Annotated in this window: 13 protein-coding genes and 2 tRNA genes; 7 read left to right on the top strand and 8 right to left on the bottom strand. The window is 56.2% G+C overall.

The window, feature by feature from the left end:
- Positions 1 to 249: 249 nt before the first annotated feature.
- Positions 250 to 322: transfer RNA gene (locus ACGY09_RS18440), tRNA-Ala, on the bottom strand.
- A 5-nt stretch (positions 323 to 327) separates the two neighbouring features.
- A tRNA-Ile gene (locus ACGY09_RS18435) sits at positions 328 to 401 on the bottom strand.
- Between the two features lie 356 nt (positions 402 to 757).
- Between ACGY09_RS18435 and ACGY09_RS18430 the strand changes: the two genes are divergently transcribed.
- The 3 genes from ACGY09_RS18430 to ACGY09_RS18420 all read left to right on the top strand — a co-directional run bounded on the left by ACGY09_RS18430 (position 758) and on the right by ACGY09_RS18420 (position 5344).
- Positions 758 to 1738 (top strand): glycosyltransferase family 2 protein, encoded by a 981-nt coding sequence (locus ACGY09_RS18430; protein ID WP_397568888.1) that lies wholly within the window; start codon positions 758 to 760, stop codon positions 1736 to 1738.
- 65 nt (positions 1739 to 1803) lie between these two features.
- Positions 1804 to 3870, top strand: a complete 2067-nt coding sequence (asnB, locus tag ACGY09_RS18425) for an asparagine synthase (glutamine-hydrolyzing) (protein ID WP_397568887.1) — start codon at positions 1804 to 1806, stop codon at positions 3868 to 3870.
- A 124-nt stretch (positions 3871 to 3994) separates the two neighbouring features.
- Complete coding sequence (locus ACGY09_RS18420) at positions 3995 to 5344, top strand: DUF1501 domain-containing protein (protein WP_397568886.1); 1350 nt, start codon at positions 3995 to 3997, stop codon at positions 5342 to 5344.
- A gap of 2128 nt (positions 5345 to 7472) precedes the next feature.
- On the opposite strand, the gene ACGY09_RS18415 is transcribed toward ACGY09_RS18420, so the two are convergent.
- The 5 genes from ACGY09_RS18415 to ACGY09_RS18395 form a co-directional block, all read right to left on the bottom strand.
- Positions 7473 to 7964, bottom strand: coding sequence for a hypothetical protein (locus ACGY09_RS18415; RefSeq protein WP_397568885.1), 492 nt, complete (start codon positions 7962 to 7964; stop codon positions 7473 to 7475).
- Positions 7965 to 8035: 71 nt separating this feature from the next.
- Entirely contained in the window at positions 8036 to 8998 is a 963-nt protein-coding gene (locus ACGY09_RS18410; RefSeq protein WP_397568884.1) for a DUF1559 domain-containing protein, read from the bottom strand.
- 304 nt (positions 8999 to 9302) lie between these two features.
- The gene (rtcA, locus tag ACGY09_RS18405) at positions 9303 to 10370 is read right to left on the bottom strand and encodes an RNA 3'-terminal phosphate cyclase (RefSeq protein WP_397568883.1); all 1068 of its coding nucleotides are present in this window, start codon (positions 10368 to 10370) and stop codon (positions 9303 to 9305) included.
- Positions 10371 to 11888, bottom strand: coding sequence for an RtcB family protein (locus ACGY09_RS18400; protein WP_397568882.1), 1518 nt, complete (start codon positions 11886 to 11888; stop codon positions 10371 to 10373).
- Positions 11889 to 12877: 989 nt separating this feature from the next.
- Positions 12878 to 14458, bottom strand: a complete 1581-nt coding sequence (locus tag ACGY09_RS18395; protein ID WP_397568881.1) for an RNA-binding protein — start codon at positions 14456 to 14458, stop codon at positions 12878 to 12880.
- Between the two features lie 204 nt (positions 14459 to 14662).
- Here ACGY09_RS18395 and rtcR point away from each other — a divergent pair, with 204 nt between their 5' ends.
- The gene (gene rtcR / locus ACGY09_RS18390) at positions 14663 to 16264 is read left to right on the top strand and encodes an RNA repair transcriptional activator RtcR (protein WP_397568880.1); all 1602 of its coding nucleotides are present in this window, start codon (positions 14663 to 14665) and stop codon (positions 16262 to 16264) included.
- Positions 16265 to 16395: 131 nt separating this feature from the next.
- On the opposite strand, the gene ACGY09_RS18385 is transcribed toward rtcR, so the two are convergent.
- A complete protein-coding gene (locus ACGY09_RS18385) occupies positions 16396 to 16902 on the bottom strand; it encodes a hypothetical protein (protein WP_397568879.1) in 507 nt (168 codons plus the stop codon).
- Positions 16903 to 17498: 596 nt separating this feature from the next.
- On the opposite strand from ACGY09_RS18385, the gene ACGY09_RS18380 reads away from it, so the two are divergent.
- The 3 genes from ACGY09_RS18380 to ACGY09_RS18370 all read left to right on the top strand — a co-directional run bounded on the left by ACGY09_RS18380 (position 17499) and on the right by ACGY09_RS18370 (position 20888).
- Complete coding sequence (locus tag ACGY09_RS18380; protein ID WP_397568878.1) at positions 17499 to 18548, top strand: hypothetical protein; 1050 nt, start codon at positions 17499 to 17501, stop codon at positions 18546 to 18548.
- 232 nt (positions 18549 to 18780) lie between these two features.
- A complete protein-coding gene (locus tag ACGY09_RS18375) occupies positions 18781 to 19836 on the top strand; it encodes a hypothetical protein (RefSeq protein ID WP_397568877.1) in 1056 nt (351 codons plus the stop codon).
- A gap of 62 nt (positions 19837 to 19898) precedes the next feature.
- The gene (locus ACGY09_RS18370; RefSeq protein ID WP_397568876.1) at positions 19899 to 20888 is read left to right on the top strand and encodes a DUF1559 domain-containing protein; all 990 of its coding nucleotides are present in this window, start codon (positions 19899 to 19901) and stop codon (positions 20886 to 20888) included.
- Positions 20889 to 20973 lie beyond the last annotated feature (85 nt).

Raw genomic sequence — 20973 nt, 5'->3', positions numbered from 1 at the left:
ACACAACAAGAACACCAAGCTCTTATCGCTTAAACCGAGTTGTCAAATATCGTTGCGTCGTTTTCAGCATTTGCTGTCGGCGTCGCGGGAGGGAGATCTTATTCTCGTTTCGACTTGCCGTCAACTGTCCGGCTCATCTTTTTTCGAGTTTTTTATTTCCCTGGGAGACTCACTCATTTCTGTCGAAATGAGACCCATCCCACTGCCTCACAACAGTCCTGGCAGCTTTCGCTGCCGGAAGTTGTAAGATGGAGACGACCGGGGTCGAACCGGCAACCTCCGGCTTGCAAAGCCGGCGCTCTCCCAATTGAGCTACATCCCCTTCAGTGGGCGTACGTGGATTCGAACCACGGACCTCAGCTTTATCAGAGCTGCGCTCTAACCAACTGAGCTATACGCCCTCAGCGAAACCGCATGTAGGTTTCGTCTTTGGAGGGAAGGATGCTAGAGACTTTCTCGCGCAGTTTCAAGTCGTTTTTCAAATCCACCCGTACGAATATTTTTCGCCTCGCTTTTCTGCCTACCCCTTCACCTCTTAGATGCAGGTCGATGCACGTCACCCCTTCCTTGATTCATCTGGACCTGATTACGAGTTTGTGAAAAAATTCCGTCACCGCGGAAACTCTCTGCGGCTTCTTGATGTGACGTGAGTCGCCACCTCTTCGCTCAACATGGGATCGGTTCGTCGATTGAGCACACGGAATCTCGCAACTGCGAAATCCCTCTCGCAATTGTGACGTAGGCAAGGAAGGCCCGCATGAGCGTGTCTGTGATTGTGCCCATTTATAATGAGGCCGACAATATTCCCCTGTTGTATGAGGCCGTGACGAAGGTCATGCGGCAACTGGCTCGCCCCTACGAGCTGATCCTCGTCAACGACGGCTCAAAGGACGGCTCTGCCCAGCGGCTGGAGCAACTGGCACTCAAAGACGCCGCCGTGAAAGTCATCGAGTTTCGGAAGAACTACGGGCAAACAGCGGCCATGGAGGCGGGGATGCAAGCCGCATCCATGGAGAACGTGGTACTGCTCGACGGGGACCTGCAAAACGACCCCACCGATATTCCCATGATGCTCGAGAAGCTCGACGAAGGCTACGATCTGGTCCACGGCTGGCGAAAGAACCGGCAGGACGCCTTCCTGAACCGGAAACTCCCCTCGCGAATCGCCAACTGGCTGATTTCCCGTGTCACCGGCTTCCCCGTCCACGACCTGGGATGTTCCCTGAAAGCCATGAAGCGTGAAATCGCTCATGAATTGCACCTCTATGGAGAGATGCACCGCTTCATCCCGATTCTGGCCCATTGGCGCGGCGCCCGCTGCGTGGAAGTTGTGACGACACATCACCCCCGCCGGTTCGGTGTCTCCAAATACGGCATTTCCCGCACCACCCGGGTCCTGCTCGACCTGATGACGGTGAAGTATTTCATCCAGTTCGCGGTCAGCCCGATGAAATTGTTCGGTACAATGGGCCTCGTCTGCTGGCTCGTCAGCATCATGGCCGGTATGGCGACCATCGGCATGAAGCTGCGGGCAGACGTCGACATGACCGGCAACCCCCTGTTCCTGCTGACGGCCATGTCGGCCATGATGGGGATGCAGTTCCTGTTCTTCGGGATGCTGGGAGAACTTTGCTCACGTATCTACTTCGCGGCCCAGAACCAGACCAGTTACGCCATCCGCCGAACCTGGAACTTCGATACCCCGACGTATCCGATCGAACAGCGACGAGCGGCCTGATCAGCCGAGCAGACACCCGGTCCTGACATCACCTTCCCTCTTGACTTCGGATTGACCGAATTACGATGTGTGGTCTCACCGGGTTTCTCACCTCACCAAACCACCTGTCTGCCAACAGAATGCAGGCGATCGTCGGCACCATGGCCGAAACCCTGCATCATCGCGGACCTGACGATCAAGGAACCTGGTGCGACCCCGCTGCCGGGGTCGCCCTGGGGTTTCGCCGCCTCTCCATCGTCGATCTTTCTCCCTGCGGTCGTCAGCCGATGACCTCCTCATGCGGGCGATTCATCATCGCCTTTAATGGAGAAATCTATAACCACGACGAACTACGGGCCGAACTGACCACGTGTGGCCGCACCTTCCGAGGCCGGTCCGACACCGAAGTGCTCTTGGAAGGAATCGCGGCGTGGGGAATCCGCCCCACGATCGAGCGCTCCGTCGGCATGTTCGCGATCTCCCTCTGGGACACTCAATCGGGCGAATTGACCCTGATCCGGGATCGCCTGGGAAAGAAGCCCCTCTACTACGGCCGGTTTCCACAACGTCCGACGCCCCGAATCGCGGATAGACCGACGGCGACAACGGCAGAAACCTCAGCGAAACCTGCTGGTTTTTCGATTCTGTTCGGCTCGGAACTGAAGGCCCTGCGGGCGCACCCTGACTTTCAGGCCTCCGTGAACCGCGAGGCACTGAACGAATTTCTGCGACAGTCGTACCTTTCGAACCAGTCGATCTACGAGGACGTGATCCCCCTTCCACCGGGGACCCTGCTGACTCTCCGGCCAGACCGCGACACGCTCCCCTCCGCAACTCTGCCCGAACCGACACGGTACTGGGACTTCCGACAGGTGCGAAGCCAGGGGCAGAGTCACCCCTTCACGGGTTCTTATGCGGAGGCGGTCGACAAACTGGATGAACTGCTGACCGACGCCGTCCAGCGACGCATGGTCGCTGACGTCCCGCTGGGTGCATTCCTTTCGGGCGGCATTGATTCCTCGCTGGTCGTCGCGTTGATGCAGAAGTGCTCGTCCCGGCCCATCAAGACGTTCACGATCGGTTTTGACGTCGAATCCTACAATGAAGCCCCCTACGCTGCCGCAGTCGCGCGGCATCTCAAGACCGACCACACGGAAATGATGGTCACCTCGACCGCAGCGCGCGACGTCATCCCCCTCTTACCGAAACTGTACGACGAACCGTTCGGCGACTCCTCCGAAATTCCGACCTATCTCGTCAGCCGCCTCGCACGACAGCATGTCACTGTCGCGCTGACGGGGGACGGCGGAGACGAGTTATTCTGCGGTTACCGCCGCTACTTCGAAGCGCTCGACGACTTTTCGGCTCAGTCGACTGGTTCACGCAGTCGGGCAGCCCGGATCGCAGAGAGATTACGGAAACTTCCTCCCTGGGTCCGTGCGAGTCTCAGCCACACGGGACGAGTCGCCGCGAACCTCTCCTGGGGACGAGTGCAGCGACTGCTTTCAAGAACGGTCGATGTCCTTTCCGAGACCGGCCCCCACGACCGCTACCTGCGAAACATGTCGCACTGGCGGGATGCCGACGGTGCCGTCAGAGGAATCTCCCGACAAGTCCCCTCCCCTTCCTCCCGGTCGATCATTCGTGATGAACCTGACAATCCCCCCTTTCCTGCCGAATCGCCTGCACAGCTGCAGCAGGACTGGCAGGCTTATGACACTCTCACCTATCTCCCCGGCGACATCCTGACGAAAGTCGATCGTGCCAGCATGGGGGTCTCACTCGAAGCACGCACCCCGTTGCTCGACCACCGCGTCGTCGAGTTTGCCTGGACGCTCCCCCACGAATTCAAGGTGCAAGCCGGTCAGGGAAAACGGATCTTGCGGGATGTGCTGGCGAAATACGTCCCTCGCGAACTGTTCGAACGCCCCAAAGTCGGCTTCGGTGTCCCGATCGGCGACTGGCTACGTGGTCCCCTGCGCGACTGGGTCGAAAAGCTGATCAACGAAACCCGCTTAAGCGAGGAAGGTTTCCTTAACCCGCGAGTGATCCGGGAACGCTGGGAAGATCATCTCCGTGGGGCCGACTGGAGTTATCTCCTTTGGGACGTCCTGATGTTCCAGGCCTGGCTGGACGAGTATTCCCACCGTTAATCAGCGCCAGATCCCTCGCAATGCCCGGGGAACGCTTCCCGATTCGCTGTAGACATGCGGCCGGTAAACTTCGTAGGCTGTCACTTCGGTCATTGTTGATATGTTGAGCGAGGAAGCCCGCCCTATGTTGAACCTACTGGGAAAACAGCACCGTTTGTGTGACGGCCTCAGTCGTCGGTCGCTTCTCAAGATTGGCGGACTGGCCATGGGGGGCATCAGCCTTCCCGATCTCTTGCGTGCCGAGTCGCTCAGCGGAAAACGCTCACACAAATCGGTCATCATGGTCTTCCTCTCGGGCGGTCCGCCACATCAGGACATGGTCGACCTGAAAACGGATGCTCCCGTCGAGATTCGGGGCGAGTTCAAACCGATCGCCACCAATGTCCCCGGCATCGAAGTCTGTGAACTCCTTCCGATGCTGGCTCAGCGGCAGGATCGGATGTCGATCATTCGCTCGCTGGTCGGTTCCGAAGGGAGACACGCTGCCTTTCAGTGTATGACCGGACATAGCGTTCTCGGACAACCGGCCGGGGGATGGCCGTCGTTTGGATCAGCCGTCTCCCGCATTCAAGGCCCCGTCGAACCGGGGACCCTCCCCTTCGTCGGGCTGTCGACACGGATGCGGAACGCACCGTGGGGGGACCCCGGCCAGGCAGGCTTCGCCGGACAGGCCCATGCCCCGTTCGCTCCGAATGCCGAACAGGCACAGCTCGGCTTGGCAGGGATCAGCGTCGAGAGTCTGCGTAACCGCAAACTCCTGCTGAATGAACTCGACCGCCTCAAGCACGAAGCAGAAACCAGCGGCGCACTGGATGGACTCGAAGCCCAGTACCAGGCCGCGTTTGGCATCCTGACCTCCAGCAAACTGGTCGATGCCCTTGATCTGGAACAGGAAGATCCCGAAATTCGAGATCGCTACGGTCGAGGCGCACCGGAAAACGCGGGCTACGGCGATGCCGGGCCACTCATGAACGACTATCTGCTGGCGGCACGCCGACTGGTCGAAGCAGGAGCCCGTGTCGTGACGCTCGCCTACGGCCGCTGGGACTGGCACGGTCGCCCTCATGGAACAAATTTTGAAAATGCCCGTGACCATCTGCCCGTTTTTGATCAGGGTCTGAGTGCCCTGCTCGACGACCTTCACGAGCGCGGCCTCGATCAGGACGTCTCCGTGATTGTCTGGGGCGAGTTTGGCCGAACACCCGTCATCAATAAAAACGGGGGACGGGATCACTGGCCGCAAGTCAACTGCGCCTGGCTGGCCGGGGGCGGCATGCGCACGGGACAGGTCATCGGTTCAACCAACCGGCTGGGCGAGCACCCCAAGGAACGCCCCGTCCATTTCCAGGAAGTCTTTGCCACGCTCTACCGCAACCTGGGAATCGATACGACACAGACGCTATTGCCCGACCTGACCGGCCGCCCGCAGTATCTGGTCGACCCGATCTACGAACCATTGCCCGAGCTTCTTTGATAGCAACATTCCAATAACACTCTTCGGCAATCAGGCAGGGCTCCCAGCCAGCAACAGGATGTGGAACGGACTGAAGGAGTGGTCATGTCAAAGATCGTCGTCTTGCTGGACCCCACTGCAAACCACGCTGACGTGATTTTTCGTCTCCACAAGGCGACGGGGCGAAGCATAGGTGACGTTCGCAACTCCATTTCAAGCAACTCCCCAATTCTCGAGAAGGAATTGTATGAGGGCGAAATTGATTCACACGCCGCCATGATTCGTGCATTCGTTGCCCTGACCGAAGAGCACTCCCTTCCGTGTAAAATCTACGAATTGCCAGAACACGAGGAAGACAACGTGTTCGTTTGTTGAGAAGCACAGAATTGATCCAACCATCGCTCAACACGTTAGATGCAGAAGATAAGACCAGGACACAGCGACCTGCCTCTCCAAACGAATGGAATTGACTGATGCAGGCATCTGGTTGTGCGTGGGTCTCTTGAGCACGCTTTACGAAAACGTTCTGGCATCTCGCTCACAAAGATCGATTCCGACACCGTCGAGGCAACGCTTTATCCCACTGAGCAGAACCACGAGCGAGGATGAGGTAGAAGCAGTTTCAAATCCCGATACACGATTACTGCTGCATCTGGCTCTTCAAACAGAATTCAATCGGCAAATTTTGCAGAAGGGGGTTTTGAAACTGTTTCTAAGGTCGAAAGAGGCACCGCATGAAAGACGTCCATTTGTCCCACGTGTCTCTCCCATGCTGGTGACTTCATGTGACCCCGGTATCATTTCGCGACTTCACTCAACGCCGCCCGATTCTGGACCAAATCTCTAAGATCGCACAAAAGAATATTATTGCCGATGCGACGACAGCCATTGCGATTTGACGAAACTGTAAGAAGAAATGCCCGAGAACCGTGCAGATTAGAACAATAAACAGTATTTCTGTATTGACGTATCGTCTTCCACTCATTTTCTAACGCGCCTTATATGCCCGGTATAAATCCTGTGATAACATGTATAACTCGTAGGCAACCCGAGTTGTGAAGTACCCGGCACCACCCCAGATCGTTGGGAACGGCGGCACTGGGGAAACAGCAGATATGGTTCTCTACGCGCGATTTCTCCACGTCTCGCTTGTCACCTTCGAAGTCTGCGCCGGCACCTTTATCAACTGATCGGGAGCGAATACACTGGATCCACAACTGATTTGCCCACCGGACACAGTGTCACATAACCAGGAACAATCGGTCGCCACCACGATCCACGCCACTTCGGCACATAATCGGGCCGACATTGCTTTGGGCCGCTTTCTGCGCAACTAAATAAACTGCATTCGGTTATAAGATATAGACAATCACATGGAGGACGCGTGGACACGCAAACGTACCCGTAGTCGGACCATCCAAAGACATTAAACTCAGCATTCAAGATATCCTTCTCAATGTGCAGCCACTCAGCAGCGCCTTTCTCAGTCACGCAAAAATGAATGCTCTCCTCGGTGGACCAGTCTTGCGGTAAATTGAGTACTCCTTCCTCGTCAGGGATTGGATCGGGACGACCTACGCGAATAAGACCTTCGACCTCCAATTCTCGCACGCATCCTCGCACGGCGTCAGGTCCTTCCCAGTCTCTTTCCAAATAAAGCGGCGGATCATCCACATACACCGTCCCTGGGATGGTGCAGTACGACTGCAAGTTTCCCTCGAAAGCCCCAACTTCGGGCGTCCCAAGCGCGATTAATCTTAGGGCGACGAATCTCAATAACGTTGTCTCTGTCGCAGCGAGATAGGCATACAGACGGGGGACAATTTCCGTTCCGTCAGCAAAATCCTGCTCAGCCGCTCCCTCCGGAACCAACACCCGTTCAGAGCCATGTGTTGCGTAACTCCAGATCCTCGCATTGTCCGGGCGTTGCATGAGGCGATCCTTTTGATGAATGGGTCCCTGATTCGTATCCATTCCGCTGGGCAGGTCCATTGCTCTACCGGGAAGACTATCTATTCCATTGGGTACTCTTTCCGTACGAGAAGCTGCTGTGCGAACCAGACTCGAAATTCCAGGCCCGCAATGTCAACACAATGAGGGGTTCGTCCAACTTGACGTTATCCATCGATGCTTCCTGCGATCGAAGAGATTACCTCCGTTTGCCTTGATCCGCGATGACTTTCACCGTTGCCCGAGCGACGAAGTTGCCGCCACCAAACCATTCTGCTTCGAGTCGATAGGTGCCCGGTTCTAAAGGTGCGTTGGTAAAAATCTGGACCTCCCCCGAGGGTTCTTCCGGCGTCCCCATACCTGATGCGCAAATGACCGGAGGCTTTCCGTGACGATCCTGATACATCGAAAGAATGATTGGCAGCAGGGGCGCATTCGGCTCTCGCTCGACGGTTCCTTGAAAACAGAGCCTCGTTCCTGGAACAAAACTCTGCGGGATTTCTGTTTCAGGAACGAGGCTGCGGTCCTGTGTTGGCAGGCAGAACACAAGATCGACGTCAATCGCGCTGTCGTTTTCGTCCGCAGCCGAATAATCGACTTGTGGCAGCGGAGGACGGAGCAAATAGATAACGAGCAGGACCACCATCCCGATCACAATCATGGCGGTGGAGAGAGCCCGCCTGGACAGCATGTTTTCTCGACCTGTCATCCTGAAGTGCACTCTCGCCAAGGGGTCGGCATCCTCATCTCCTGTAGCGGCGCCTAAAGATCCGGGGCTGCGAAAAGATCCTGGGTTTCGAAATCGTTCCGGGAACCCGCCTGCCGCCACAACGCGGCGTCGACGGCGGGTGAAACAGTCCCCACGTGGCCATCACAGTAGACGACGTGGACGCTCGACCGATGGTGGCTGGCTGCCGTATAGATTCCCGTCTGGACATCGCTTCGGTTGAAACAGCTTGGCTGCATCGGGGGCAAGGCGTGGTTATAGGTGGAATACCCAATACTCCCCTGCGTCCACCGCCAGCCATGCGCAAGATTCGATCCACGCCATCCCTGCTGCCACGCATTCGCAGGAATCGAAGCACATTCCGCGAGAAATGCCTCTCGTTCCTCGAACGGATATCGCTGCGGTGTGTTGAAGACCATCCGGATCGCTTCCGTCGAGTTTCCGCCCAGCGAGTGAAGGACTTCCGATACCAGGGCCGTACTGGAGGCCCCGTCGGTAATCTCAGCGAATCCGACTGGACCATCCGGGAACTGGGGAAAAATCGTCTCCAGATGCCGGAACACGCCGTCATAATTCAATTTTGACGTGCCACTTCCTGAATTCCCCAGATAACTGGTGGCTGCGTAATCGACATCCCCTTTGAACACACGTGGAGCGGCATCGGCCGGACAGAAGTAGATCTCGATCGGTATGTGGTTGATCGCGGCCGTCGGATCACTCGCCGACGTATTCACCAGATTGTAAAGAGGCGTCTGATCGATGAAGGGCAGAATCGAAACGTGCCAGCTTCCGCTGTCAGAAACACAGGGGGGAAACACGCCATGAATCGACTCGTAATTGTGGAGTGCAGCACCAATCTGTTTCAGATGCGAACGGCACTGAGTTGACCGAGCGGCCTTACGTGACGCCTGGATGGCAGGCAGCGCGATGGCCAGCAGCAATCCCATAATGACGATTGCCACCAGCAGCTCAATCAGGCTGAAACCACCGCGTCTCATACCAGGGACCTCGTCTGGTAAAACGAAAATCATCGCTCGATCTCAAGGGGACTCTTCCACGCGTCGAGCAAACGACAAGTCATCTTCGCCAAAACCAAAATCGCAGATGCGAAAACAAAAAGCGAGGCCGACACCGACATCCCGCGCTACCGATGAAAGTCAAATGCCACTGTATGACCGTCCTCGGGCATGCAGTGCTCGTCGTCCCATGTCCTCCAGTATCAGGCGGCGTGAAGACACTGCTTCTCCAGATACTCCGACATTTCTTCCGGAAACGCTCCTGATGTCAGTCGGATGCGACACCTCAATCTTCGCTGGATTTCGGCCGGAGAATCACAGTTGTTTGCTGAGTTCGTTCGTCGCGGGACACGTCAATCTCAATCCCCATCATCCGTCGAATGACTTCCATATGAGTCGTCGAGTGCCGGGTCAGCGGACTTGTGCGGAACGATCCACCACGGCGGTGCGTCCCTGATTGCCAGGCACTGATGGCGAGAGGCAGCAAAAGCTGATCTGCCAGATGCTCACCGACCGGGGCTTCATTCTTGAGATAGTTCCGGGTATCGCGGATCACTTCGCTGGCGACATTTTCCGCGCTCGATCCGATGCGGCCGAATCCCGTCGTCACTTCTGTCACCTGTTCGTATTCCAGCATCGTGTAGACGATATTCCCAGGACCGTGCGCGGTGACCTCGAGCACCTGAGCCGAGTCAGCGGGCCAGTTCATCTTTTTCAGGATGGTCTGTGTTTCTCGTTCAGCAATATGTCGAGGCAGATTGGAGACCAGCCCCATCGCCGATCGCTTTTTGAGTTCGCCCCGCTCCATCAGGTCAAAGCCATTCAAGCTGCCGGAGGGCTGGATCGAGACCGTCAAACGCCCGCCTCCTGCGGGGTAGAACCCATAGCGTTCCAGTTCCACAGACACTCGGGGCCCCATGCGGTTGATCAGAGGGAGATACGCGTGCTGCAGGAAGTCGAACGGTGGAGCCCACTGATTGTGCGTTCCCCCTTCCAGAGTCACGGTAGAAGGGCCGTCTGCAATGATCAGGGCCGGTAGGATCGTCTGCAGTACGAGTGTCGTGCTTCCTGCGGTCCCAATGCTGAAGTGATAGTTTCCGGGTGTGATCCGTTGAGGGGAAAACCGGATCGAGCGAGACCGCACTTCGGCTCCTGTCACTTCGGCATTCCCGATGCGGGCTGCAGCCTGAACGGCGGTCAGGTGCTGACGCATCAATCCCGGTTTCGCTCGCCCGGCGCGAATGTTCTCAATGACAACAGGTTGGCCGGTCACCAGCGACAATGTCAGGGATGACCGGACGATCTGCCCGCCCCCCTCCCCCAGAGAACCGTCAATACAAATTGCCTCGGTCATTTAATCATCCGCCTTATCGCCGTCCTTGATCACGAACCGTGCTTTCAGCCGGGCGACTTCCGTTGCCAGTCCCGCCATTTTCACAGACTCGATCACTTCGTCAAAGTTCTTATACGCCGCCGGAGCTTCGTCTTTGGGATAAAGACGGCAGTTCGTCAGGATATCTTCGTTGTCAAACGACTGATCAATACTTTGCTGGTCCAGTTCGCGGATGGCTCGCTTACGTCCCAGTACCCGTCCTGCTCCATGATTCACGCTGTAACAACTCAACGCCGCTCCTTGTTCCGCAACCATGACACTGGAACCGGCCTGCGGGTTCCCCGGTAACAGGATAGGATGACCCGTTGATTCATACATCGTCCCCTTCAGTGCATGATGTCCCGCCGGAAAGGCCCGAGTCGCTCCTTTCCGGTGAACCCAGGAGAGGCGGTTGTTCACAACTTCCTGTCGAACAATGTTATGACTGATGAAATAGACAAGCTGTCCGGTCACGCCCGGAATCACTTCCTGGAACGCCTCCAGCACCAGCGCGTTGATCAACAGGTGGTTCAGTGTGGCAAAGTTGGCTCCCAGAGCCATGTCATCCAGGTACGCGTTCGCTTCGGGAGTTCCCAGTGGAGCGTAAACCAGTTCCCGATCCTGTCCGGGGAGCGGGATATTCCAGCTTTCAAATTTCCTCTGCAGCGTCTTGAACTGGCCACTGGCGAGAGTGTGCCCGATCCCGCGCGATCCGCAATGAGAGAGGAATGCGACATGCTGATCCTTCAGGCCAAACACGTCGGCGGCCTGTCGGGCGCGGTCATGGTCTTCCACCTGAACGACTTCACATTCACCAAAATGATTCCCGCCACCATACGAACCTAACTGATGAATCTGCCTCTCGAACGTGGGGAGGCCGCCGGAGTCAAGGTGCGTTTGCAGACGCTCGCCCAGAGCGGAAGCGGTTCCGTCATGTCCAAAGTGCTGAGCGTCTTCACAACGCCGAGCCCACTCGGCAGGAATTCCAAGCTGCTGACAGACCGACTCGGAAGCCCCTTCGACCAGCAGTTGCTTGCCGAGCTGTTCATAGACGATGCGGGATTTCTTCACATGTCGTTGTCCCCGCCCGGTTCCCGTCGGCGTCCGTTCACAAATCGCATTGATCAGGGCGCGACGGGTGGATCGATCAACGATCTGATCCGCAGGAAGACTCAGTTGCAGCAGGCTCATCGAACACTTGATGTCCACACCGACCGGCCCCGGATAAACATGTGTCGGCGACACCAGCACGCATCCGATGGGGGCTCCATAGCCCACATGGGCGTCTGGATTCAAGACGAGGTCCGTCACTCCAGGAGCCAGCCGCGAGTTCACCGCCTGTTGCAGGCATCCCTCGTCAAATGTCTGCCGGATCGCGTCCGTCCCGATCACCGTAATGGGGGGTGTCTGCGTCCCCGTCGGAAGAATCGCGGTCGCCTCGGAAGTGGGAATGAGCGTGTGAATGATGAAATTCCTTTCAGCTTCCGGAAGCGGTGGCACTTGCTGAGCCCCCGTGGAAGTAGGGTCGTGAAGTGGATGTCCTGTATCTGGAACGGTTTGACTTCCGATTGTGGAAGAGACCCCGGGCCGTTGGCAGGATGCGAATGGATATTTATGGAATGCGGGACACTTGCTACGGGAATAAAAAGACCCCTCATCACGACGAGAGTTTGATGAAACGTTGACGCGCTCTGCCAGACTGAGCTACGGCCCCGGACCCGTCCCTGCGGGTGCAGGAATGATCTACATGTGTCAGTGATGTGACCTATGTCCGAGTGGAGCCGATGGGATTCGAACCCACGACCTCGGGTGCTTAAAACCTTGTAGTTTCATCTGCATTCGTGATGAGGAGTCTCACTCGTCGGGCTGCCGTTGCGGCAACCCTGTTCGTGTCAGGTCACGCGACCTGAGTCTTTCTCTGAGCGGGACGGGGGCGAGAACGGGACGCTCTGCGATATCAAGAGCAATGACGTCGATTTCATAGGAGATTCCGTTTTCGTTTGACCAAAGGGAGACGACCTGAAGTTCGTCGAGAAGACTCACCGTGTGACGAGTTGATGCTGAGATGTGTTACATGGGTGAATGTAATCCCAGCGGCATTCGAACTGCGAGTTGTCTTCACAGGATCACTGAATCCAGGCGGACAAGATCGGCGAGACATGAGTCAAGTGCTCTACCGGGCTGAGCTACGCGCTGATGAGTCAGCACGGCAGGATTCGAACCTGCGACCGTTTGATTAAATGTAGTCTCATCAGCATTCCGCATGGATTCAGTAATCCTGTTGTGTTTCAAAGGGGGCGGACGAAACTCGTGCTCAACCACACACGTTAGTTCCGTGTTGGGGCGGATGTGGCTTGGTGGGAGCTTCGTCTCCCGTGGCGCTTTCGCTTCGGATCAAAGTATTATTTACTCTCCTGACATTGGATTGGATTCTGCACAAGATCAGCGGCAGGATGCCGCTGCCACGAGAGATATTCATGCCGCAACGCTTAGAGCGTCATCTGTTCAATCTGGTTCATCCAGTAATTGTCACCCGCGCGATTACTGGCGACATCCGCGATCAGTTGGAACACCTGATCGCTAAACCCTCCGACGTTAAAAATATCGGCTCGCTCGACCACTTGCGTTGTGGCATAGGGCTGAATGTCGATACAGATCATCTTCGCTTGAGGGCTTCTCGATTTAAACTGGTTCCACTGTTTCATCGTTTCTGTCGCCCGGGCTCCGTTAAACCGCCCGTAGTGAGGGGAGTCCAGCCATGACTCGTTATCCGACACGTAAACAATCAGATCACCGGACGCACGGCTGGCATTCAAGTACGTAAGCGGAGCACTGCAGTTCGTCCCTCCTGCCGGCAACGACGACAGCTTTTGAGCGTTCGTCATGACCGAGTCTCGAGGGTTCAAGTGACATTTCACGACATCCGATTCAAACGGAATCACTTCTGCTGTCGGGTTGTGTCGCAGGATCGCCGCAGCCACCAGAGCAGCCACATCGACGCAGCGAACCTGGGTTGTCGATCCCGCTCGTTCTCCCGTGACAGGTGAGTGCATGGATCCCGAAACGTCCGGGAGGACATACACCTTTCCGTCAATCCGGGGAATATTGCTGATGGCGATTTCCATGGCACTCTGCAACCCGTCGGCAATGGAGGGGGGAATCGAATCTGAGATATTCCGGTAGGCGGCCAGCAACTGATACGGAAAGACTTTCGCTTGCTTGATCAGGTGAGGGTCGCTCAACCGCGTGGCAATGAGGTTGGTCAGTTCGGGGCTATTGAAGACCCCGTGTCGCGAAAAGGTATTCAGGTTCATGCGAGTCATCTGCCAGGAACCATTCCGGGCAATCTGCTGCCAGTCCTTCTCGGTCAAAGGAAGGCTGGCCAGCATTTGAAAGGGGACATCCGGAACAGCCACCTTTCCGGGGTTGGTATTTCGCTTGAACTTCTCGTACTGCCGAACCAGCGGCGGCAAGGCAGCAGCGTCATGCTCCCGACCGATCAGGTAACCCAGTAATGCCGCTCGTGATGGGGTTTCCGGTTTGGGGTGGACCATCTTGATGATGTCTGCCAGCGAAGGGTCGTTACCGATCGATCCCGTAAATAATTGCGCGTCGGTTCGAGAGGCAATCCACTGCACGATCAATCGCTTGGGAAGCGTTCCCAGGCTCTTTCGTCCAATGACGCCCGACCGCATGATCTGCACGAAGTTCCGCAACATCTTTGGATTATCGATCACGCGATCGAAAATCTCTGCCAGAAGTCCCGGTGATTTGACCGAGAGCACCGCACACAGCAAAGCAGGCAGGTCTTTCATTGCCCCTTTGGTCCGCGCATACAGGGCCACGCGGGCGATCAACTCGGGCTCGACCTGATGACACAGTCCCAAGACCTGCGACAACTGGTCTTCCGCCGTCGCATAGAAGGTCTGGTTCAGGCATCCCGTCGACGCATACTGAGCCAGGGCCTGCTGCGGGGACCGCCGATAAGCAGCCCCCCCAGCTTCGTTTGCGGCGTTCGTCTGAGGCAGTAATGCTCCCCGAACCGATTGAAATAAGGTCTTGCTCGCCATTTCGTCTCTCCGTCCCAACGAGTTTTTGGTTTGGCGGCAGAAGCAGATAGCTTTTGGCGTGCCATTCAACATGCAGACGGAAATAGAACGTTGTAAGCCATACTCATCAAACGGGATAAAACTTTCTTTCACCTAGGGCGGAACTGTGCTAACGTGGCGACACGACATCTTTTTCGATAGAAAATTATCTTTTTGGATAGTGTTATGCGAACAGTCGTCATCGGGATCGTGGGAACCGTCATCGATTCAGGGTCGGCCGAGGATCGCTGGCAGAAGTGGCGTCCCACGATTGGAATCTGTCAGCAAGAAGAGCTGCTGATTGATCGCATTGAATTGCTGCACGAAGCGCGAGATGTCGGGCTGGCGGGACAGGTTTCTGCCGATATTGGAATCGTCTCTCCCGAGACCGAAGTTCGAATGCATCTGCTGGAACTCGATGATCCGTGGGATTTCGATCATGTCTTCACGCGACTGCTCGACTTTTCGCAGAACTATTCGTTTCGCCCCGATGACGAGCGCTATCTGCTGCACATCACCACAGGAACGCACGTCGAGCAGATCTGCCTGTTCCTACTGGCTGAGTCGCGGCACATCCCCGGCCAACTGCTGCAGACCTCGCCTCCTCCACGCAATACGATCGGCGCGGGACGATACCGCATCATTGACCTCGACCTCTCGCGCTATGACGCTCTGGCCACTCGGTTCCACCGGCAGCAGCGGGAAGCTCGATCCTTTCTCAAGTCGGGGATCGAAACACGGAATGTCCGGTTTAACAAACTGATCGAGAAAATTGAAAGCGTCTCGATCGCCAGCACGGCCCCGCTGTTGATCACCGGCCCGACCGGCGCCGGAAAGTCACAACTGGCCCGAAAGATTTATGAGCTGAAGCGCCAGCGAGGACAGTTACCGGGTGACATGGTCGAAGTGAATTGCGCCACACTGCGAGGTGATCAGGCGATGTCTGCCCTGTTCGGCCATGTGAAAGGCTCCTTCACCGGTGCCACCGGCCCCAGGCCTGGCCTGTTAAAATCTGCTCATGGAGGACTGCTGTTCCTCGATGAAATCGGAGAACTGGGGCTCGATGAACAGGCGATGCTCCTGCGGGCAATCGAACAGAAACGGTTTCTCCCTGTCGGATCCGACAAGGAAGTGGAAAGCGACTTTCAGTTGATTGCGGGAACCAATTGCGACTTGAAGGACTGCGTCGAACAAAAGCGTTTCCGCGAAGATCTTCTGGCCAGAATTAACTTATGGACGTTCTGCCTTCCTGGACTCAAGGACCGCCGCGAAGATATCGAACCAAACCTGGACTATGAGCTGGAACGACTGACCGCATCCCAGGGGCGAAAAATCACCCTCAACAAAGAGGCTCGGCAACGGTTCCTTGCGTTCGCTGAATCACCGGCCGCCACGTGGAACGCAAACTTCCGCGACCTCAACGCCGCCGTCATCCGCATGGCGACACTGGCCCCCAGCGGACGAATTACGGTCAACGAAGTCGAGGCCGAGATCGAACGACTGCAAGACGCCTGGTCCCATTCTGGAGCGTCCCGGCCGCGATCCCCCAGCGCACTACCACCGTTAAATTCCATCTTGAGCGACGAACAGCTGGTTGCGATCGACCCATTCGATCAATTTCAACTGGCACACGTTCTGGAGGTCTGTCAGTCATCCCGCTCACTCTCGGACGCCGGCCGGAAACTGTTTGCCGTCTCACGCCTCGACAAAAAGATCCCTAACGATGCCGACCGTCTCAGAAAATACCTCGCCCGTTTCAACCTCACATGGAAGGATGTGGGAGAATAGCTGATCGTTCTGTCTTACCCCTTCTTCGCATCCGTCTCCGGTCTTCGCTCGTCGCTCGTCGCTCGCGGTTGTCGCTCGCGGTTGTCGCATTCGTTGTGGACGCGGCCCGCCACATGTGGGATCCCCGCGACTCAGCCGCGAAATATCGAATTGGGCTGCTCAAGTGAAGTCGATTCATGCTGAGCTACGGCGGGCTTACGTGACTTCCCAAGCAGAAGCCACGCGGAAAGCAGGGTAGGAGGAAGAACGACAGACCAGTAAGGGACGATCCAGACTCTCAAATCATAACCGTCGGTTTGCGATCGACCGTAAACAAAGCCTCCGGCAGCCATTTCCCGCATGGGGCAGTCCAATGGATAGGACGAGTCCCAGCCGTCGACGGTAGGATACTTCCTGAAGCGAGGATGGAGCCGAGCATACAACCACCCGTCATGAATCCCCGCTGGGGGACGCGGCACTTCTCTCGCCCAAACGATCCCCCCCATGGTCAGGACTAATCGTTGGTAGGAGTTCTCTCGAATGAATCCGATCTCATCTAAGATCACCAGACTTCGGATCCATCCCACCATCAGCACGCACGAGATCGCCAAGGCAACGAGGCCTATCTTGCGTCGACGTGGTGCGAAGAACTCTCGCATGCTTCCCCCAGCCTTATTGGACCCGCGTGACCCCTTCCGCTGCACTCCCCTTCGTTCCACGTGGCTCAGTCAGTCATGTGATCATGGTCACGTGACCATGCTAGTCAAGATGATTTGCGAGTGACACTGACGGATGATGCTCGATTCAAGAGCAGTTGACGGGGACGGTCACGGTCGGCTCGGCGGGGAGATCCCAAAGTCGCTTTGGAGGGCCGACTTCGGGCATGCAGATCGCGTTCCTTAATCACACATTGAGCAGAGACACCCTTCTCTAAGGGACTGACGGATCCCAGGCAGTGGCACAAAATCGGAGCCGCTGAGCTCAACTTAACAACGCGTTCGTTAGTTCACGCCATGCAGCCCATCTGCCGCGTGAAGTTACATCCGATGCCTCTGGTGCCTCACGCTCGATATGAGACACCGTCGAAGGAGTACCTCGACTCTGGCTCCACAGCACAGCCTTCATGATCCCATTGTAAACCAAACGCAATCGTTTTTTTGCTTGACCCTCGACTACCTGCAATTCATTCTAATACACCCTCTTGAGCAACCTGCTGCAATACTCTACAGTAGAACTGACACTTCGGAGTCGAATCATGGCTCGCTTGAATGCCCCTCGCATCAGAGAAGGTTCGCTTCAATATGGCCTTGTATATATCGGTATGGTCGTACTTCTGCCCGCTGCCTCGATCGCGGAACAACCCACTCTTGATGAAGCGATGAGTGCACTGGAGCGCTGGCGAGCTTCGTTTACCAGCATTCATATCACCTACGAGATCGATGCGGGTGTCATCGAGAATTCAGTGCCACGCCCGATAATCACGCTGGGTGAGTATTACTGGTCAAAAGCGAAGCGATTCTACTGGCACGAACGAGTGCTCGAGAACGGAAAGCTACTCCATCAACGACTTGACTGGGGGGACGGTACTACAGGTGGCCGGGCAATCTATCCGTTGGGCGAAGATCAGGCCGACGTCCCCCCGACGATGATCGATTATGGCCGGACCGTAGCGGGAGGCTATAACGGGGTGCAGGGAAGAATCGTGACTCCGCTTGACGGGATCTGGCAACCACAAAGCTGTCGCTGGTTGCCGGAAGTCCTCAGGGAGCAGCAAATCACATCTCGCGCTGTATCGAAGGACGGAGTGGAACTTCTCGAAATCACTTACCACAAGCCGATGGACAATGCCCCGATAACAATGCTGCTGGACCCGCGCCACAGCTATCTGCCGAGAAGCACACTTTGGGGATGGGAGGGTCATGTGAGTGAATACAAACAGTTTCCCCCGGGGATCTGGATAGCCACGATGGGCGTGTTCGACATGCAAGAGAGAAAACAATCCTGGAAAATGACCAGTGTCGTCTTCAACGAGGATATCGCGGACGAAAAAGTGCGTCCCCCGAAGCCGGGCGATGGAACCCGAATCACGGATATGACCCAGCGGAAAACCTGGTTTCATGGATCGCCACCTCCGATTCCAGACCCGATTCAGGAGAACGAGACTTCACCCGTGCAAGGAGATGGGTCCCCCATCGTCGCCAGGCCACTCACTGGAATTTGGAACTGGTTACCGTTGTGGCTCAGTCTTTTGGGAATCTTAGCATTAGCAATTTCGTTTTTTGCAAGAAAGCCAGACCGGACTTAAACGTGGTTTCAGAACCGTATTTTACACGATCAGACGATCACCCATTCTCATCAGTCGATGCAGCAGAACCTGATTATTGCATACAGGCTCAGGGCCATCGCAGATGATTTCGTCATGCATACTGAAGACCGCTGTTGCTTGGCACATCATCAGACGGGCTTTCTTACAAAAGATCTCCTTGGCCAGATTACAGTAATCTTCCATTCCAGCATTGTCTTCTGGGGGACAAATCATGGCTCGCCCGAAAGTTCTCTGCATTCAAGAACATTCGCTTCGGCGTGGCCTTGCATACATCTGCCTGACCTTACTTATGCCCGTTGCCGCCATCGCGGAAGAACCAACTCTTGATGAAGCGATGAGTGCACTGGAGAGCTGGCGAGCTTCGTTTACCAGCATTCATATCACCTATGAGATTGATGAAGGGATCCTCGAAAATTCCTCGGCTGAATCCGCCATGACAACCGGCGAATACTACTGGTCGGAAGCGAAGCGATTCTATTGGTACGAGCGATTTACCGAAGACGGAAAGCAACTAAGTCAATATCTCGACTGGGGGGATGGCCGAATCAGCGGCCGGGCGTTTTATCCCCGAGGGGCAGGACTGGAAAAGGAGCGACCATCTACGTTAGTCTACGGACGAATTGATCCGCAGTCACCTAACGGAGCCGTTGGAAGAGCAGTGACTGCACTCTATGGGCTCTGGCAGGCCCCCACTTGTCGCTGGTTACCGGAGATTCTTCGCGAGAAGCACGTGACATCTCACGTGGTCTCTTTAGACGGTATTCAGTGCTTGGAAATTGCCTACCAGGACGATCACGACAAACCGCACATCACTCTGGTCCTGGACCCCCGTTATAGCTATTTGCCGAGAAGCATGCTCACGAGTTGGCACTATGAGGTGAGTCAATTTAAGCGTTTTGCACCGGGAATCTGGATGCCTGTCGCCGGCGTTCTCGACTTGAGAGAGAGGAAACAAGCCTGGGAAATCACCAGTGTTGTTTTCAACCAGGATATTGCCGATGAAAAGGTTCGGACCCCGCTTCCCGGCGATGGAGCACGGATCACAGACATGATTCAGGGCAAAATCTGGTATCATGGAACTCCTCCGCCGCGCCAAGGTCAAAGCGAAGAGACCGAACCGTCCGCCATTCCCGGCACAGGGAACCCAATTGTCGCCCAGCCACATCGGTCGACCGAGAATTTATTACCTGTGTGGTTGACCCTGATTGGGGGTCTGGCACTTGGAATTTCCGCCTTCCTCGGCCTCCGGCGTGGGAACTCGTCTTAGAGGTTCCTGTCATTCCCCATCTGAGTTTTCTCGATCACGGAAACGGAAATCCGGTTTGCACCATGAAAAAGCGGGAAATGATCGCTGATGCCGGGCGGCAGGGTTTCTCTCTGGTGGAACTGCTCGTTTCCATTGGGGTGATCAGCCTGCTCTTGGCGATCGCCATGCCTGCCGTTCAACACTCGCGCGAGGCTGCGCGTGCGACGGTCTGCAGAAATCATTTGCGGCAACTAGGGATTGCGATCCACGAACATGAAAGCGCGAAACAGGCCTATCCACTGACGCGGACCCATTGGGCGACGGACCCAATCACCCCAGGAAGATCTCTGCATGTCGAACTGCTTCCGTACCTGGATTTCGCCACGGCCTACCACAAGGTCGATTTTGATGAGATCTATTCTGATTATGAAAGTGCACCGACTGCGTTTGTCGCCTCCAACCAGGAATTGCTCAGCGTGACGGTGCCCGTTTTTCTTTGTCCATCAGACCGACAACGCGTGGGAGCCTGTAATTATCGATGTTCGATGGGAACTGCAGAGTCCATTGAGATCGCTGACGGCTTCTTTGTGAACAACGTCGTCACGCGGCCAGCCGATATCACCGACGGTCTTTCCAACACGGTCATGATGGGGGAGCGCGTCCTGGGAAGCTTTTCACCAACCGTCGATTACTGGCGAGACATTCTCCTCGTGCGAGGCGGAATCCCGTCGAACGATGCTGACGGCTGGACAGAAGGCTGCACTGATGCGGCACTCAACGCCAGCTATGTTGGCAGTGACAACTATTCAGGGGGAACGTGGCTTCGCGGAGGGTGGCGCAACACGTGGTACCACCACGGATTTCCGCCGAACCATTCCGTCCCCGATTGCGCCTTCGCCGGCCCCAACTCAGGCGGAGGTTCCGGCCAGTACTCGGCGCGCAGTTATCATTCGCAGACGGTGAATGTGGTGTTCGGCGACGGGGCAGTACGGGCCATCTCGCAAAACATTGCCGTCCCGCTGTGGCGTGCACTCGCCACCCGGAGCGGTGGCGAAAACGTTTCCGATTTCTGATCGGACGATGGCCGTTCCCGGAATCTGATTGACACGATGCGCTCGAAACTGCACTTTGGTGCAGTCCATTTCGTCGCGTTCGCAA

Source organism: Schlesneria sphaerica (assembly GCF_044336245.1).
Lineage (GTDB): Bacteria > Planctomycetota > Planctomycetia > Planctomycetales > Planctomycetaceae > Schlesneria > Schlesneria sphaerica.
The sequence above is the reverse complement of the archived record's forward strand: the minus strand, read 5'-3'. Positions and strand labels throughout refer to the sequence as shown.

Coding starts and splice junctions, on each gene's coding strand:
- ACGY09_RS18380 (WP_397568878.1), top strand. CDS start 17,499: ATGGCTCGCTTGAATGCCCCTCGCATCAGAGAAGGTTCGCTTCAATAT.
- asnB (WP_397568887.1), top strand. CDS start 1,804: ATGTGTGGTCTCACCGGGTTTCTCACCTCACCAAACCACCTGTCTGCC.
- ACGY09_RS18430 (WP_397568888.1), top strand. CDS start 758: ATGAGCGTGTCTGTGATTGTGCCCATTTATAATGAGGCCGACAATATT.
- rtcR (WP_397568880.1), top strand. CDS start 14,663: ATGCGAACAGTCGTCATCGGGATCGTGGGAACCGTCATCGATTCAGGG.
- rtcA (WP_397568883.1), bottom strand. CDS start 10,370: ATGACCGAGGCAATTTGTATTGACGGTTCTCTGGGGGAGGGGGGCGGG.
- ACGY09_RS18410 (WP_397568884.1), bottom strand. CDS start 8,998: ATGAGACGCGGTGGTTTCAGCCTGATTGAGCTGCTGGTGGCAATCGTC.
- ACGY09_RS18375 (WP_397568877.1), top strand. CDS start 18,781: ATGGCTCGCCCGAAAGTTCTCTGCATTCAAGAACATTCGCTTCGGCGT.
- ACGY09_RS18395 (WP_397568881.1), bottom strand. CDS start 14,458: ATGGCGAGCAAGACCTTATTTCAATCGGTTCGGGGAGCATTACTGCCT.
- ACGY09_RS18370 (WP_397568876.1), top strand. CDS start 19,899: ATGAAAAAGCGGGAAATGATCGCTGATGCCGGGCGGCAGGGTTTCTCT.
- ACGY09_RS18415 (WP_397568885.1), bottom strand. CDS start 7,964: ATGCTGTCCAGGCGGGCTCTCTCCACCGCCATGATTGTGATCGGGATG.
- ACGY09_RS18420 (WP_397568886.1), top strand. CDS start 3,995: ATGTTGAACCTACTGGGAAAACAGCACCGTTTGTGTGACGGCCTCAGT.
- ACGY09_RS18385 (WP_397568879.1), bottom strand. CDS start 16,902: ATGCGAGAGTTCTTCGCACCACGTCGACGCAAGATAGGCCTCGTTGCC.